The following is a 15,620-nucleotide window of genomic DNA, read 5'->3' as shown; positions in this document are numbered from 1 at the left end:
CACGCACCGAACGCCGCTCGCTGATCCGGCGGGGAACTCCAGACAGGACCTAGTGTCGGGAGGCCGCACACGGTGACTGATTCCCCCGGGCCCGCCCCGACGGGCGATGCGCTGCTGCGCGCGGCGACCCGTCACAGCGGTGTCCGCTGCGTGACCCTGGGCCTGCTGGCCCTGGCCGCGACGGCGGCGAACCTGCTGCTGCCGGCCGCGCTCGGCCGGACGCTCGACGTCCTGCTCACCGACCCCTCCCGCGCCACCCGCTGGGTGCTGTACTGCACGGTCCTGGTGCTCGTGCTCGCCGTGCTGGACGCCTGCGAGACGGTGCTGGGCGCCACCACGAACGCCCGCGCCACCGCGTGGCTGCGCGGGCGTCTGACCGGGCACATGCTGGACGCGGGGCCACGGGCCGGCCACCGTTTCGGTCCGGGCGAACTCGTCGCGCGCCTCGTGGGCAACGCCGGTCAGGCGGGAGCCGCCCCCGCCGCCCTCGCCGGTGTCCTCGCCGCCCTGGCCGCTCCGCTCGGGGCGATCGTGGCGCTCTGGCTGATCGACTACCGGCTGGCGCTGGTCCTCCTCGGCGGTGCGCCCGTCGTCGCGGCGGTCCTCAAACGGTTCACGCGCAACTCCTCCCAGTGCGTGGCGCGTTACCAGGACGCGCAAGGACGGATCGCCGGCTCGCTCACCGAGGCGATCGACGGAGCGCGCACCATCGCGGCGGCCGGGACCGCCGACAAGGAGGTGGCGCGCATCCTGCGGCCGCTCCCCGAACTCTCCCGCGAAGGCCACCGGACGTGGCGCGTCCAGGGACGCGCCGCCGCACAGGCCGTCGCGGTGGCGCCGCTGCTGCAGATCGCGGTGCTGGCCACGGCGGGCCTGCTGCTCACCCGGCACGGGCTCAGCGTCGGCGAGCTGCTCGCCGCCTCCCGGTACGCGGTGCTGGCGTCCGGCGTCGGCGTGCTGGTCGGCCGGCTCGGCGGGCTGATCGAGGCCCGGGCCTCCGCCCGTCGCCTCGGCGAGCTGCTGGACGAGCCCGCGACAGAGCACGGGGACCGCCGTCTCCCGCCCGGCCGGGGGCACTTGGAACTGCGGGACGTCACGGTACGCCGCGGCGGGCGGACCGTGCTGGACGGCGTGGACCTCGTCGTCCCCGGCGGTACGACCCTGGCGGTCGTCGGGCGCTCGGGCACGGGCAAGTCGCTGCTCGCCGCCCTCGCCGGACGGCTGGCCGACCCGGACGGCGGTGCCGTGCTGCTCGACGGCGTACCGCTGCACGAACTGGACCGGCGCGAACTGCGCCGCGAGATCAGCTATGCCTTCGAGCGTCCCGCCCTGCTCGGCGACAGCATCGGGGCCACGATCGGCTTCGGCCGGCCCACGCCCCCCGCGCACCGGGTCCTGGCCGCCGCCCGCACGGCCCGCGCCGACGCTTTCGTACGACGTCTGCCGCGCGGCTACGCGACACCCTGCGACGAGGCCCCGCTGTCCGGCGGTGAGGTCCAACGCCTCGGTCTGGCACGGGCGTTCGCCCGGGGCGGACGGCTGCTGATCCTGGACGACGCGCTGTCGAGCCTCGACACCGTGACCGAACACCACGTCACCGAGGCGCTCTTCAGGAACAAGCCCGGGTGCAGCCGCCTGATCGTCGCCCACCGCGCGTCGACGGCGGCACGGGCGGACACGGTGGCATGGCTGGACGGGGGCCGGGTGCGGGCGGTGGGGCGGCATGACGAGCTGTGGACGAGGGCCGAGTACCGGCGGGTGTTCGGGGGCGGCCGATGAACGGCAGCCGGGTGCGCGACCACCGGATGCGCGAACACCGGGTGTACCGGCGCGGGTTCCGTTTTCTGCGGGCCAGGTGGCGGGTGGTCGCACGGCTCGCCGCCTGGTCCGTGCTGGAGGCCGGGCAGACCTTCCTCACCGGGTACGCGCTCGCGCGGGCCCTCGACGCGGGGTTCCTGGCCGGGCGGGCGACGGTGGGGCTCGGCTGGCTCGGGGCCGCCGCCCTCGCCGTGGTCGCCGGGGCCTACGGCACCGGGCGCGTCTACTCGGCCGTGGCCGCGCTGGTCGAGCCCTTGCGGGACCGGCTCGTGCGGGACGTGGTCGACCGAGGGGTGCGGGACGCGGACAGGGGCGCGCTGTCCCGGCTCACCCAGCAGGTGGAGATCGCGCGCGACACGTTCGCCGGCATCGTGATGGTGTCGCGTTCGTTCGTGTTCACCGCGGTGGGCGCGCTGGTCGGCCTGTTCTCGCTCGCACCGCTGCTGCTGCTCGTGGTCGTGCCGCCGCTCGCCGCGGGAGTGGCCCTATTCGCGCTGACCCTGCGGCCGCTGACCCGACGCCAGGAGGCGTTCCTCGTCGCCGACGAAGAACTCGCCTCGCAACTCGGCACCGTCTGCCCGGGGCTGCGGGACATCACGGCCGCCGGTGCCGAGGAACAGGTCGCCGCCGCCGCGCGGGAGCGGATCGGGGCCGAGCAACGTGCCGCGCGCTCGCTGGCCCGCTGGGGCGTACTGCGCGTGGTGTCCCTGGCGGTCGGCGGACAGCTCCCGATCGTGCTCCTGCTCGCCACCGCGCCCTGGCTTCTCGCGCACGGCGTCACGGCGGGCGCCCTGGTGGGCGCCCTCGCGTACGTCGGCCAGTCCCTGCTCCCCGCCCTGCAGAACCTCATCCACGGCCTGGGCACGAGCGGCTCCAGGCTGGCAGTGGTCCTGCGCCGCCTGTCCCCGGGCCCGGGGACCTCGACCGCTCCGGACGCCGGGGGGCCCTCGACCGCGTCCGCCCCGACAGCGGCATCGGCAGCCACAGCCACAGCGGCGACGGCGGCAGATGGGGCAGGGGCAGCGGGGGCTGGGTCAGCGCACTCCGCCGCGCCCGCGGCCATCACCCTCTCCCATGTCACTTTCGCCTACGGCCCCTCCAGCGAGCCCGTGATCGAGGACCTCGACCTGTCCGTCCCTCACGGCACCCACCTGGCGATCGTGGGCCCCAGCGGCATCGGCAAGTCCACGCTCACCGCGCTCATCGCCGGACTCCTCGAACCGACCGGTGGCTCCGTGCGGGTGCGCCGGATGGCCGGTGTCCGCCCGACGGACCATCACCGCGTACTGATCCCGCAGGAGGCGTACGTCTACACCGGGACGCTCGCGGAGAACCTGGGGCACCTGCGGCCGGCGCCCGTGCCGGAGGCGGAGCTGCTGGCCGCGGCGGAGGACGTCGGGCTGACCGCGCTGCTCGACAGGCTGGGCGGACTGACGGCCGAGGTCGCCCCGGGAACCCTGTCGGCGGGCGAGCGTCAGCTCATCGCGCTGGCGCGCGCCCATCTCGCGTACGCCCCCCTCGTCCTGCTCGACGAGGCGACCTGTCACCTCGACCCGGAGGCGGAGGCCCGCGCGGAGGGTGCCTTCGCTCGACGGGGCGGCACCCTCGTGGTGGTGGCGCACCGGGTCAGCTCCGCACTCCGAGCCGACCGCGTGCTGGTCATGGACGGACGTCGCACCGCGTACGGGGACCACGCGGAGCTGCTGGAGCGCTCGGCGCTCTACCGGGATCTGGTCGGGGCCTGGTCCGGGCCCTCACAGCCAGCCTTCTCCCTGCGAGATCCGGATGGCGTCGACGCGGTTGCGGGCGCCGGTCTTCCGTGTGATGGCCGCCATGTAGTTGCGTACGGTCCCGTTGGACAGGTGGAGACTGCCGGCGATCTCCGCGACGGAGGCGCCGTCGGCGGCCAGTGAGAGCACGCTCACTTCTCTTCCGGTCAGCGGCATCCGCGCCGCCTGGAGGAAACCGAAGCCGAGCGAGTCGTCGACGAAGCGTTCGCCGGCGGCCACACTGCGAATCGCGGAGACCAGCCGCTGCGGCGAGCCCTCCTGGTCCACGAAACCGCGCGCCCCGGCGTCGAAGGCGCGCCGCAGACGACCGGGCTTGCGCGCCGTGGCCAGCACCAGCAGCCGTGGATCCTTCTCGTTGCGACCGCAGAGTTCACCCAACGGAGGCGCTCCGTGCGAGTCCGCCCGCTCCAGATCGACCGCGCAGATGTCCGGCTGCAGTGACCGAGCGCTCCGGAGCGCCCCGCCCCACGGAGCCTCGAACACCGTCAGGTCGGACTCCCGGCGGAGCCACTCCGCCAGCACCGACCTGACCAGAAACACGTCGTGCACCAGAAGCACCCGGATCACATTCCGCCCCTCCCGTACCCCGTCTGCCCGTTCTGTCCGACGGTTCTGTCCGACGGTTCTGTCCGACGGTTCTGTCCGACTGTCCCGTCGCGCTGTCCCGTCGTGCTGTGCTCCCGCCGACTGCGTCGCTCTCTGCGCGTGCCCCCGGACCGGCGCGACCCACCTATCGCTTCTCCCGGACGTGAAGAACCAGCCACCGGGCCCCATGCAGCCCCATACAGGACCCCATACAAACGGAGCGGCTCGGTCCTCCCGCCGGAGGACCGAGCCGCTCCAGAACGACGCCGTTGCCGACGCCCTTCAGGTCACTGAGTTCAGGTCACTGGTTCGTCAGACCCGAGCCGTCTTCCGCGACCTCACCTGCCTGGTCGCCGACGTGCTCCTCTGCACCGCCGACCGCGTCGCCACCGGCGCCGGCTTCCTCACCGGCACCCGCCTCTTCACCGGCGCCGGCTTCCTCGCCCGCGCCCGCTTCCTCGCCCGCGCCCGCTTCCTCGCCCGCACCGGCCTCTTCGCCCGCACCGGCCTCTTCGCCCGCACCGGCACCGGCGTCGCCCGCACCGAGCGTCGCGCCCGTCGCGGTCAGCGCGGTGGTCACCGGCTGGAAGAAGGTCTCGCCGCCGACGGTGCAGTCGCCGCTGCCGCCAGAGGTCAGGCCGACCGCGCTGCCCTCCGCGGTGAACAGGGAGCCGCCGCTGTCGCCGGGCTCCGCGCAGACATTGGTCTGGATGAGGCCGGTGACCGTGCCCTCCGGGTAGTTCACGGTGGCGTCGAGACCCGTGACCTCACCCTCGTTGAGGCCGGTGGTGCTGCCCATCCGGATGACGGCCTCGCCGACCGCGGCGTCCGCCGCGGCCGTGATGTCCACGGTCTCCTCGCCGGTGTTCACCGTGCTGGGAGCCACGGTCGCCGGGTCGTCGTACTTGACGAGGGCGAAGTCGCCTTCACCGGGGAACGTGGCCGTGGCGGCGTCGACCGTACCGATCGGCGCACCCGCCTCGGAGTCCGACCACTCGGCGGCCGCGACACCGCAGTGACCCGCGGTCAGGAAGGCCGGGCTGCCGTCGTCGGCGACGACGTTGAAGCCGAGCGAGCAGCGTGCGCCGCCGCCGAAGATGGCGTCGCCGCCCTCGACGAACGTCTTGAACTCACCGGCGGACTTCTTGATCGTCGCCATGCCCTCGCCGAGGGACTTGACGGTCGACTCCACCTGGTCCCACTTTGCACCCGTGACGGTGCTGTCGGCGGTGACCTGGATCTTGTTCGTGCGGGGGTCGACGGCCCAGGAGGTGCCCGGGACGGTCGCCTCGGTCTTCAGCGTCTGCGAGGCCGCCTTGAGGGCGGCGGTGCTGTTGTCGACCTCCCGGACGACCGCACCCTTCTTCTCCGCCAGGATGACGTTGTTGTTGTCGCCCACGACGTTGATGATGAGCTGCTGCTTGCCGGCGTCGTAATACCCGCCGGCATAGTCCTCACCGAGCAGTTCGGCCAGCTGCGAGGCGAGGTCGGACGCTTCCGCGGCCTTCACCGTTCTGGGGGCGGCACCTTCCGTCGCATCGGTCTGGGACGCCATCGCGTTGGGCAGGATGAGTGCCGCCGCGCCGAGTGCGACCACTCCGCCTGCGGCAATGACGGCCTTGCGCTTCGGTATCCGCTTGTGACTCAACTTCTTGACCTCCTGGGGACTGGGGGGTCCGAGCTGCCGACTGGCGGCTGACTGCGGGCGCCTGGATGGCTGTTGATACGCAAGCGGTGCGTGGGGCGTTCAACGTTCGTTCCCAACTTCCTTTGCGAAAGCACGAATCAGCCGAGCCGGAGGTACGGCCCGGAGCAGCGGGGAACAACGGCCGCATGACGGTGACCACCGCTGATGCGGACAGGATCCTCGCGGACAACTTCGCCCCCTGGGTGCTCGAACTCGGTCTGTCCGTGGAGACACCGGACGAGCGCCGGGCCATATTGCAGCTCCCCCGGTCCGAGTGGCCGGGCCGAGCCGGACGTAGGCCGGCCGATGTCGGGCCATGCCGGGCCGGAACACATTGCGGCGGGTGAGATCGGCAGCAGTACGGCCACATGGCCCTCGGCCCGCGCCGGGCCCCACCGGCGTCTGTTCGGGTCTGTTCCCGTGATGCCATGGCAAATCCGACGCCCCCCAACGAATCCCCTGTTGGCTCTCCGTGTCCCATCGGCCTACCTTCGAGGCATGTCGAAGATTCTTTTTGTAGTGACCGGTGCCGATTTCTGGACTCTCGCGGACGGCACGAAGCACCCGACCGGCTTCTGGGCCGAGGAGGCCGTCGCCCCGTACGAGGCGTTCAAGGCCGCGGGCCACGAGATCACCGTGGCCACCCCGGGCGGCGTCGCGCCGACCGTGGACAAGGGCAGCCTGGCCCCCGAGCTCAACGGCGGACAGGAGGGCGCGGACAAGGTCGCCGCCTCCCTCGCCTCGTTCGACGAGCTGCGGCGTCCGATCCGCCTGGAGGACGTCGACCTCGACGCGTACGCGGCCGTCTACTACCCCGGCGGCCACGGCCCCATGGAGGATCTCGCGGTCAACGCCGACTCGGGCCGGCTCCTCGCCCTCGCCCTGGCGTCCGGCAAGCCGCTCGGTGTCGTCTGCCACGGCCCGTCCGCGCTGCTGGCCGCCACGAAGGAGGACGGCGGCAACGCCTTCGCCGGCTACCGCCTGACCGGGTTCACCAACACCGAGGAGACCCAGGCGGGTTTCGCCGACAAGGCCACGTGGCTGCTCCAGGACCGGCTGGTGGAGATCGGCGCCGACTTCCAGGAGGGCGAGCCGTGGGCCCCGTACGTGGTCGTCGACCGGAACCTCGTCACCGGCCAGAACCCCGCCTCCTCCGCGCCGCTCGCGGCCGAGCTCCTCAAGAAGCTCGGCTGACGGCTTCTCGGGAAGCCCGGCTGACGGCTTCTCAGAGAACGGGCCCGCCGTCACTTCCGTAACAGAGGCCATCTGCTTGCACTCTGCTACACCGCAGTAACAGTCCGCCCATCAGTCGGAACGGAATCCCGGCTTCAGTAAATCTGCACATCGAATACGCACCCAGGTCACGGCACGCGACGGATCCGCACAACGGAGCGTCGCGTGCCGCGTCATTGGCGAGGTGTGCCCGATTCGGGATCTCGGCACTGTTGCCGAAATGTGAATGACCCTCGGGTCATGTGAAGAAGTCGGCACCACGCGGTGCCCAGGCCTGCACCGATGAACGGATCCGGACGGCAAACGCGCAGATCACATGGCCCGTTGATTGGATGCGCGACCCGGCACCGTGCTTTGATCCATTGCACCGCGGGGGCCGTTCGGTTTCCGTTTCCGCTTTCCGGTTCCGGGATCCGGGTGCTCGCGGTCGCGGCCGACCATCTCCCCAGAGGGGGCCGCTCCCCCCTTGTGAATATCAATAGGAAGGGAAGTTCATCATGAACTCCACCCCCCAGGTTCAGACCGTCGAGATCTCCGACGCCGAGCTCGACAACGTCTCCGGTGGCCTCGCGGTCAACGCCCTCAGCACCGTCACCGGTGCCGTGGACGGCATCGCCCCGGTCTCCGGCATCGTCGACACGGCCGTCGGCACCGTTGAGGGCGCGACCGGCCTCAACACCGCCCCGGTCACCGGCCTGGTCGCCGGTCTCTGATCACTTCTGTGATCGCATAGCGTGCTGTGAGTCCCGGAACCGTTCCCCGGTTCCGGGACTTATGGGTGCTTCTCCTATTTTTGCTTTTTGGCTTGGTTCGCCTCCGGGACGCGCCACCAGTCACTCGCAGGTGAGAAAACCGTGCAGTTCCGCCAACAGGCCCTGACCAAGCTGCAGTCGCCGGAGGAACTCGACCTGCCGGTACGCTTCGCCCGCCCCCAGGGCTGGCTCGTGCTGGTCGTGACGGTCGTCGTCATGGCGGCCGCGTCGGTCTGGGCCGTGACGGGCTCCGTGGCGTCCACGGTGAGCGCGCCCGCCATCCTCACGCACGGGCAGGGCAGTTACCTCCTGCAGAGCCCCGTCTCCGGACAGGTCACCTCGGTCCTCACCGAGCAGGGCCGACGGATCAAAGCGAACACTCCCGTCCTCAAGGTCCGTACGGCGAAGGGCGAGACGGTCGTACGCAGCGTCGCCGCAGGCCGGGTCACCGGGCTGGCCGCGACGATCGGCGCGATCATCAGCACCGGCACGAACGTCGCCGCCGTGGAGAAGGTCGCCGACGCCGACGACCCCCTGTACGCGACGGTGTACGTGCCCGCCGAGAACGCCGCCTCGATCCCCACGAACGCCGCCGTCGACCTGACCGTCCAGTCCGTGCCGACCCAGGAGTACGGGGTGCTGCGCGGCCATGTGAAGTCGGTCGACCGGGCCGCCCAGTCGGCGCAGCAGATCGGCGCCTTCCTCGGCGACAGCCAGCTGGGCGAGCAGTTCACCAAGAAGGGCAGGCCCGTGGCCGTCCTCGTCCGGCTCGACCGGTCGTCCGGCACGAAGTCCGGCTACAAGTGGTCGTCCGTGCAGGGACCGCCGTTCCGGCTCGACTCCATGGCCATGGCCTCCGGATCGATCCGCCTGGACGACCAGCGCCCGATCGATTGGCTGCTGCCGTGACCGCGCCCCAGGACACCTCGTCCGCCACACACACCGCCGGGCCGCAACTGCCGCCCCCCGTACGGGGCCGCCGCCGCACCGCACCGCCGAAGCGCAAGGTCCCCAAGGGCCGGGGCAGGAGCGTCCGTACGCCCACCGTCCTCCAGATGGAGGCCGTGGAGTGCGGCGCCGCCTCCCTCGCGATGGTGCTCGGTCACTACGGGCGGCACATCCCGCTGGAGGAACTGCGCATCGCCTGCGGTGTCTCGCGCGACGGCTCCCGGGCCAGCAATCTGCTGAAGGCGGCCCGCAGCTACGGCCTGACGGCCAAGGGCATGCAGATGGACACGGCGGCGCTCGCCGAGGTGCACGCTCCGGCGATCCTGTTCTGGGAGTTCAACCACTACGTCGTCTACGACGGGACGGGGCGCCGCTTCGGCCGGCGCGGGGTGCACATCAACGACCCCGGCAAGGGCCGCCGCTTCGTCCCCATGGAGGACTTCGACACCAGTTTCACGGGCGTCGTACTGGTCCTGGAGCCGGGCCCGGACTTCGAGAAGGGCGGCCGCAAGCCCGGTGTCATGGGCGCCATGCCGGCCCGGCTGCGCGGCACCTCGGGCACCATGCCCGCGGCCGTTCTCGCCAGTCTGCTGCTGGTCGCGGTCGGCGCGGCCGTGCCCGCGCTCAGCCGTACGTACATCGACATGTTCCTGATCGGCGGGCAGACCTCGCTGCTCGGGGTGCTGTTCGCGTCGATGGGCGCGAGCGTGCTGCTGACGGTGGTGCTGACCTGGCTGCAACAGGCGAACCTGCTGCGCGGCCGGCTCATCTCCTCCACGCTCAGCAGCGCGAAGTTCCTCCGGCACCTGCTCCGTCTGCCGGTCACGTTCTTCTCCCAGCGCAGCCCCGCCGACCTGGTGCAACGGCTCCAGTCCAACGACGCGGTGGCCGAGACACTGGCCCGGGACCTCGCGGCGGCGGGCGTGGACGCCGTTGTCGTGGTCCTCTACGCCGTGCTGCTCTACACCTACGATCCACAGCTCACGGCCGTGGGCATCGGGGTCGCTCTGCTCAACGTGGTGGCGATGCGGATCGTGATCCGGCTGCGCGCGACGCGTACGGCGAAGCTGCGCGCCGACAACGCGCGGCTGACCACCACGGCGTACTCCGGTCTGCAGCTGATCGAGACGATGAAGGCGACCGGCGGCGAGGACGGCTACTTCCGCAAGTGGGCCGGGCAGCACGCCACCACCCTGGAGGAGCAGCAGCGCCTCGGAGTGCCGAGCGCCTGGCTGGGGGTCGTCGCGCCCACGCTGGCCACGCTCAACAGCGCCCTGATCCTTTGGATCGGCGGGATGCGGGCTGTGGAGGGGCACATCTCCGTCGGTCTGCTCGTCGCGTTCCAGGCACTGGTGACGCGCTTCACCGCACCGATCACCCGGCTCAACGGTGTCGCAGGGCGTATCCAGGACTTCGCGGCCGACGTGGCCCGCCTCAAGGACGTCGAGAACTTCGCCGCCGACCCGCTCTACTCCCGGCGCGGCGCGGGCGACAGCACCCGCAGGCTGCAAGGGCACGTCGAGCTGGAGAACATCACCTTCGGTTACAGCCCGCTCGACAAGCCGCTGCTGTCCGGGTTCTCGCTGACGGTCGGGCCGGGACAGCAGGTCGCTCTCGTCGGTGGTTCCGGCAGCGGCAAGTCGACGGTGTCCCGGCTGATCTCGGGCCTGTACACGCCCTGGGAGGGCGTGATCCGTATCGACGGGCAGTGGCTGGAGGACATCCCGCGCGGCGCGCTCGCCTCCTCCGTCTCCTTCGTCGACCAGGACGTCTTCCTCTTCGAGGGCACGATCCGCGACAACATCGCCCTGTGGGACCCGTCGGTCCCGGACGAGGCGGTGGTGGCCGCGCTGCGGGACGCGGCACTGTACGACGTGGTGATGCGCCGACCGGGCGGTATCCAGAGCCGGGTCGAGCAGGACGGCCGCAACTTCTCCGGCGGTCAGCGCCAGCGCCTGGAGATCGCGCGGGCCCTGGTCCGCAGGCCCAGCATCCTGGTGCTCGACGAGGTGACGAGCGCGCTGGACGCGGAGACCGAGCAGCTCGTGATGGACAATCTGCGCAAGCGCGGCTGTGCCTGTGTGGTGATCGCGCACCGGCTCAGCACCGTGCGCGACAGCGACGAGATCGTGGTGCTCCAGCACGGCACGGTCGTGGAACGCGGGCGTCACGACGCCCTGGTGGCGGCCGGCGGCGCCTACGCCGAGCTGGTCAGGGAGCGATGAGATGACGTCCGCGTACCCGCAGAACCAGCAGTACCCGCAGCACGGCTCCAACCAGCAGCACCCGCAGCACGGCGCGAGCGAACAGCGGCAACAGCCCGCCACCGAGGGCGATTACGTGCTCGCCGCGCTCGGCGGTATGGGCACCCCGGTCGACGGCTCGGGCCTCACCCGGCTGGACCTCGAAGGGCCGCACGTCCTGTGGCTCGTCGCGGCCGGGGCCATGGACCTGTTCGCCGTCGACGCCGCCCAGCAGGGCCACTGGCACCACCTCGGCCGGCTCGAAGCGGGCTCGCTGCTGCTCGGCCCGGTCGCGGGACCCCAGCACACGCTCGTCGGCAGACCGCTGCGCGAGTGCGTCCTGCGCCGCATCGAGCTGCGCGAGCTGTACCAGCCGCCGCAGACCGAGACGTGGACGTACGACGAGTACGGCAACCCCCAGTACGTACCCCCGGCGACCAGCCCCCTGGAGTACGCCCTCTCCCTCGGCGTCGGCCGGGGCCTCGCCATCCTGTTCGAGGCACCGCTCGCCACCGAGCGCGGTGCGGCGCTGACGGACGACGACATCCTGTGGACACAGGTGGCGCCGGGCAGTGTGCAGTACGGCTCCCTGTACGGCGCCGAGACCGCGGCGGACCTGTTGGTCGACCCCGCGATGTGGCAGGCGATGGTCGACCGGCAGTACCGGCTGCTGGCCACGCTCGACCGCTGGATCGAACAGCTGGAGCTCACTCACGAGAACCGGACGGCCGCGGGCATCAAGGCGGGCGAGGCGGTCCGCGCCCAGGCCGACCGCACCCTGCTGGCCTCCATATCCAAGCGCTCGGGGCCGGGCCCCGGCGCGGCCGACGCCGATGCCACGTACGCGGCCTGCGTGCTCGTCGCCCGCGCGGCCGGGATCACCCTCTCCGACCCCGCGAAGGGCGGCGCGGAGAGCGACCGGATCGACCCGGTCGAGCGGATCGCGCTCGCCTCCCGGGTCCGGGCGCGTGCCGTGCGCCTCGACGGGCGCTGGTGGCGCGACAACGTCGGCCCGCTCGTCGGACACCGGCTCGCGTCGGGTGCTCCGGTCGCACTGCTGTGGCGGCGCGGCGGCTATGTGGCGGTGCATCCGTCGAGCGGCCGGGAGACACCGGTCGAGAAGGCCAACGCGGCGGAGTTCGAGGCGCGTGCGGTGATGTTCTACCGGCCGCTGCCCGAGCGCGGGCTGACCCCGCTGCGGCTGCTGCGGTTCAGCCTCCAGGGCACCGGCGGGGACATGCGCAACCTGGCGCTCAGCGGTCTGGTGACGGTGGCGCTCGGCGCCCTGGTGCCGATCGCGACGGGCAAGGTGCTGGGCGAGTTCGTACCGAAGGCCCAGGAGAGCCTGATCGTCCAGGTCTGCCTGGCCATCATGGTCGCCAGTGTGGTGTCGGCGGCGTTCACGCTGATGCAGAACCTCACCATGCTGCGGCTTGAGGGCCGTATCGAGGCCACGCTCCAGCCGGCCGTGTGGGACCGGCTGCTGCGGCTGCCCACGAAGTTCTTCACGTCGCGCTCCACCGGTGAACTGGCCAGTGCCGCCATGGGCATCAGCGCCATCCGCCGCATGATGGCGGGCCTGGGACCGGTGGTGGTCCAGTCGGTCACGGTCGGCGTGATGAACCTCGCGCTGCTGTTCTGGTTCAGCGTCCCGATGGCGCTCGCCGCGATCGGGATGCTCGTGGTGATCGCCGCGGTGTTCCTCGGCCTGGGTCTGTGGCAGGTGCGCTGGCAGCGCCGGCTGATCGTGCTGAGCAACAAGCTCAACAACCAGGCGTTCCAGACCTTGCGGGGTCTGCCGAAGCTGCGGGTCGCGGCGGCGGAGAACTACGCGTACGCGGCCTGGGCGGGCGAGTTCGCCCGCAGCCGTGAGCTCCAGCAGCGGGTCGGCCGGATCAAGAACCTCACGACCGTGCTGGGCTCGGTGTACCTGCCGCTCTGCTCGCTCATCATGTTCATGCTGCTGGCGGGACCCGCGCGCGGATCGCTGTCGCCGGCCGCCTTCCTGACCTTCAACACCTCGATGACCATGCTGCTGACCTCGGTCACCCAGCTGACGGGTTCCTTCGTGTCGATGGTCGCCGCGCTGCCGATGTTCGAGGAGATCAAGCCGGTTCTCGACGCGGAGCCGGAGGTACGCGTGGCGAGCACGCGCCCCGCCGAGCTGTCCGGTGCCATCGAGGCGAAGAAGCTGTCCTTCCGGTACACCGACGACGGGCCGCTGGTCCTCGACGACCTGTCCTTCGCGATCCGGCCCGGCGAGTTCGTGGCGGTCGTCGGCCCCAGCGGCTGCGGCAAGTCCACCCTGCTGCGGCTGCTCATCGGCTTCGACAAGCCGGTCTCGGGAAGTGTGCTGTACGACGGCCAGGACCTGGCAGCACTCGACCAGTCCGCCGTACGCCGCCAGTGCGGTGTCGTGCTCCAGCACGCGCAGCCGTTCACCGGCTCGATCCTGGACGTCATCTGCGGCACGGAGCCCTACACGCCCGAGGAGGCGATGGCCGCCGCGGAGATGGCGGGGCTGGCCGAGGACATCAAGCGTATGCCGATGGGTCTGCACACCATCGTCTCCGGCAGCGGAGCGGTCTCCGGCGGCCAGCGCCAGCGTCTGATGATCGCCCAGGCGCTGATCCGCCGCCCGCGCGTCCTCTTCTTCGACGAGGCGACCAGCGCCCTCGACAACGAGACCCAGCGCACGGTCATCGAGAGCACCCGAGCGCTCAACGCCACCCGCGTGGTGATCGCGCACCGGCTGTCCACCGTCATGGACGCGGACCGCGTCATCGTGATGGAGGACGGCCGGATCGCCCAGCAGGGCACGCCCGCACAGCTGCTCGCGGACACGGGCGGCCGACTGCACGAACTGGTGCGCCGCCAGATGCAGTGACCGCCGTATCGGCGTGTGATGTCCATCTCGCCAGCGAAACTTGGTCGTTTCGATGAAAGTGGTCTAGCCTCGATGAGTACGAAACAGTTTCGTTTACGTGCTCCTCCGTCCCGAGCGAACTTCCCTGGAGTGGTGCTCCCATGTCCAAGACCCAGACCCTGTCCGAAGGTGCCCGCAAGGGCACGGCGGAGGCGCCCGGCGCGTCGCCGCCGGCGAACCGGTGGTGGATCCTCGCGATCATCGGCATCGCGCAGCTGATGGTGGTGCTGGACGCGACCATCGTGAACATCGCGCTGCCGTCGGCCCAGGCCGACCTCGGGTTCACCGACGGCAACCGGCAGTGGATCGTCACGGCGTACGCGCTCGCCTTCGCCTCCCTGCTCCTGCTGGGCGGCCGGATCGCCGACCTCTTCGGGCGCAAGCCCGCCTTCCTCATAGGTGTCGCCGGATTCGCCGGAGCCTCCGTGCTCGGCGGTGCGTCCAACAGCTTCGGGATGCTCGTCACCGCGCGTGCCCTGCAGGGTGTCTTCGGCGCGCTTCTCGCTCCCGCCGCGCTCTCCCTGCTGAACACGACGTTCACCGACGCCAAGGAGCGCGCCAAGGCGTTCAGCGTGTACGGCGCGATCGCCGGTGCGGGCGGCGCGCTCGGCCTGCTGCTCGGCGGTGTGCTGACAGACGCGCTGGACTGGCGCTGGACGCTGTACGTCAACGTCGTCTTCGCCGTCGCCGCCTTCGCGGGCGGCTGGGTGCTGCTGAACAACCACCGCGACGCCGCGAACTCCAAGCTGGACCTGCCGGGCGCGCTGCTGGTCTCCGCCGGTCTCTTCTCCGTGGTCTTCGGCTTCTCCAACGCCGAGACCCACGACTGGAACTCACCTCAGACCTGGGGCTTCCTGGTGGCGGGCGGCGTGCTCCTGGCGGTGTTCGGCTGGTGGCAGACCCGCTCCGCGCACCCGCTGCTGCCGATGCGTGTCCTGCTGGACCGCACCCGCGCGGCCTCGTTCATCGCCGTCCTGGTGACCGGCGCGGGCATGTTCGGTGTCTTCCTCTTCCTCACCTACTACCTGCAGTTGAACCTGGGCTTCAGCCCGACCAAAACCGGTGTGGCCTTCCTGCCGATGATGGCGGCGCTGATGGTCATGGCCCAGGTGTCCACCACGATCCTGGTGCCGCGCATCGGACCCAAGACCGTCATCCCGGCGGGCTTCGCGCTCGCCGCGGTCGCGATGGCCTGGCTGACCGGCATCGGGGTCGCCTCCGACTTCTCGACCGCGGTACTGCCGCCGCTGCTCCTGATGGGCGCCGGCCTCGGCATCGTGATGCCGCCCGCGATGGCCCTGGCCACCAGCGGGGTCGCGGCACAGGACGCGGGTGTCGCCTCGGCGACGGTCAACACCATGCAGCAGGTGGGCGGTTCCATCGGTACCGCGCTCCTCAACACGCTGGCCGCGAGCGCCGCGACCAGCTACCTGGTCGGCAGGAACCCGGCTGACAAGCTGGTCCGGGCCCAGGCGTCGATCGAGAGCTACACCACCGCCTTCTGGTGGTCGGCCGGCTTCTTCGCCGCGGGCGCGCTGATCACGTTCCTGCTCTTCCGCCGCGGGGTTCCCGAGCAGGACCCGGACGCCGCGCCGGTCGTCCACATGTGACGCACCCGCGTCGCAGCAAGGCCGAGGG

The 15,620-nt window shown here is 71.3% G+C and carries 9 protein-coding genes and 2 pseudogenes; 9 read left to right on the top strand and 2 right to left on the bottom strand.

The window, feature by feature from the left end:
* Positions 1-72 precede the first annotated feature (72 nt).
* Positions 73-1,779: an ABC transporter ATP-binding protein gene (locus AB0D14_RS21430; RefSeq protein WP_362781289.1), complete on the top strand. Its 1,707-nt coding sequence runs from the start codon at positions 73-75 to the stop codon at positions 1,777-1,779.
* A complete protein-coding gene (locus AB0D14_RS21425; protein WP_362781287.1) occupies positions 1,776-3,731 on the top strand; it encodes an ABC transporter ATP-binding protein in 1,956 nt (651 codons plus the stop codon). Before AB0D14_RS21430 ends, AB0D14_RS21425 begins: the two co-directional genes overlap by 4 nt.
* Here the strand turns inward: AB0D14_RS21425 and AB0D14_RS21420 are convergent.
* Positions 3,657-4,382 (bottom strand): annotated as a pseudogene (locus tag AB0D14_RS21420) (response regulator transcription factor); the annotation flags it as partial. The gene AB0D14_RS21425 and the pseudogene AB0D14_RS21420 overlap by 75 nt on opposite strands.
* A 112-nt stretch (positions 4,383-4,494) precedes the next feature.
* Positions 4,495-5,841, bottom strand: a complete 1,347-nt coding sequence (locus AB0D14_RS21415) for a S1 family peptidase (protein ID WP_362781286.1) — start codon at positions 5,839-5,841, stop codon at positions 4,495-4,497.
* A 185-nt stretch (positions 5,842-6,026) separates the two neighbouring features.
* On the opposite strand from AB0D14_RS21415, the pseudogene AB0D14_RS21410 reads away from it, so the two are divergent.
* The 7 genes and pseudogenes from AB0D14_RS21410 to AB0D14_RS21380 form a co-directional block, all read left to right on the top strand.
* Positions 6,027-6,146, top strand: a pseudogene (locus tag AB0D14_RS21410) (thioesterase); the annotation flags it as partial.
* A gap of 232 nt (positions 6,147-6,378) precedes the next feature.
* The gene (locus AB0D14_RS21405) at positions 6,379-7,074 is read left to right on the top strand and encodes a type 1 glutamine amidotransferase domain-containing protein (RefSeq protein WP_362781284.1); all 696 of its coding nucleotides are present in this window, start codon (positions 6,379-6,381) and stop codon (positions 7,072-7,074) included.
* A gap of 536 nt (positions 7,075-7,610) precedes the next feature.
* Positions 7,611-7,826, top strand: coding sequence for a type A2 lantipeptide (locus tag AB0D14_RS21400; RefSeq protein WP_362781282.1), 216 nt, complete (start codon positions 7,611-7,613; stop codon positions 7,824-7,826).
* Between the two features lie 141 nt (positions 7,827-7,967).
* Positions 7,968-8,774, top strand: coding sequence for an HlyD family efflux transporter periplasmic adaptor subunit (locus AB0D14_RS21395; protein WP_362781280.1), 807 nt, complete (start codon positions 7,968-7,970; stop codon positions 8,772-8,774).
* Positions 8,775-8,821: 47 nt separating this feature from the next.
* On the top strand, positions 8,822-11,038 hold the full coding sequence (locus AB0D14_RS21390; protein ID WP_362781368.1) for an NHLP family bacteriocin export ABC transporter peptidase/permease/ATPase subunit: 2,217 nt from the start codon (positions 8,822-8,824) through the stop codon (positions 11,036-11,038).
* Between the two features lie 136 nt (positions 11,039-11,174).
* On the top strand, positions 11,175-13,943 hold the full coding sequence (locus AB0D14_RS21385) for an NHLP bacteriocin export ABC transporter permease/ATPase subunit (RefSeq protein ID WP_362781367.1): 2,769 nt from the start codon (positions 11,175-11,177) through the stop codon (positions 13,941-13,943).
* A 140-nt stretch (positions 13,944-14,083) separates the two neighbouring features.
* Complete coding sequence (locus AB0D14_RS21380) at positions 14,084-15,592, top strand: MFS transporter (RefSeq protein ID WP_362781279.1); 1,509 nt, start codon at positions 14,084-14,086, stop codon at positions 15,590-15,592.
* The last annotated feature ends 28 nt before the right edge of the window (positions 15,593-15,620 follow it).

Origin of the sequence: Streptomyces sp. NPDC048484, assembly GCF_040651415.1 — a bacterium.
GTDB lineage: Bacteria > Actinomycetota > Actinomycetes > Streptomycetales > Streptomycetaceae > Streptomyces.
This window is presented reverse-complemented; position numbering and strand designations above follow the sequence as displayed.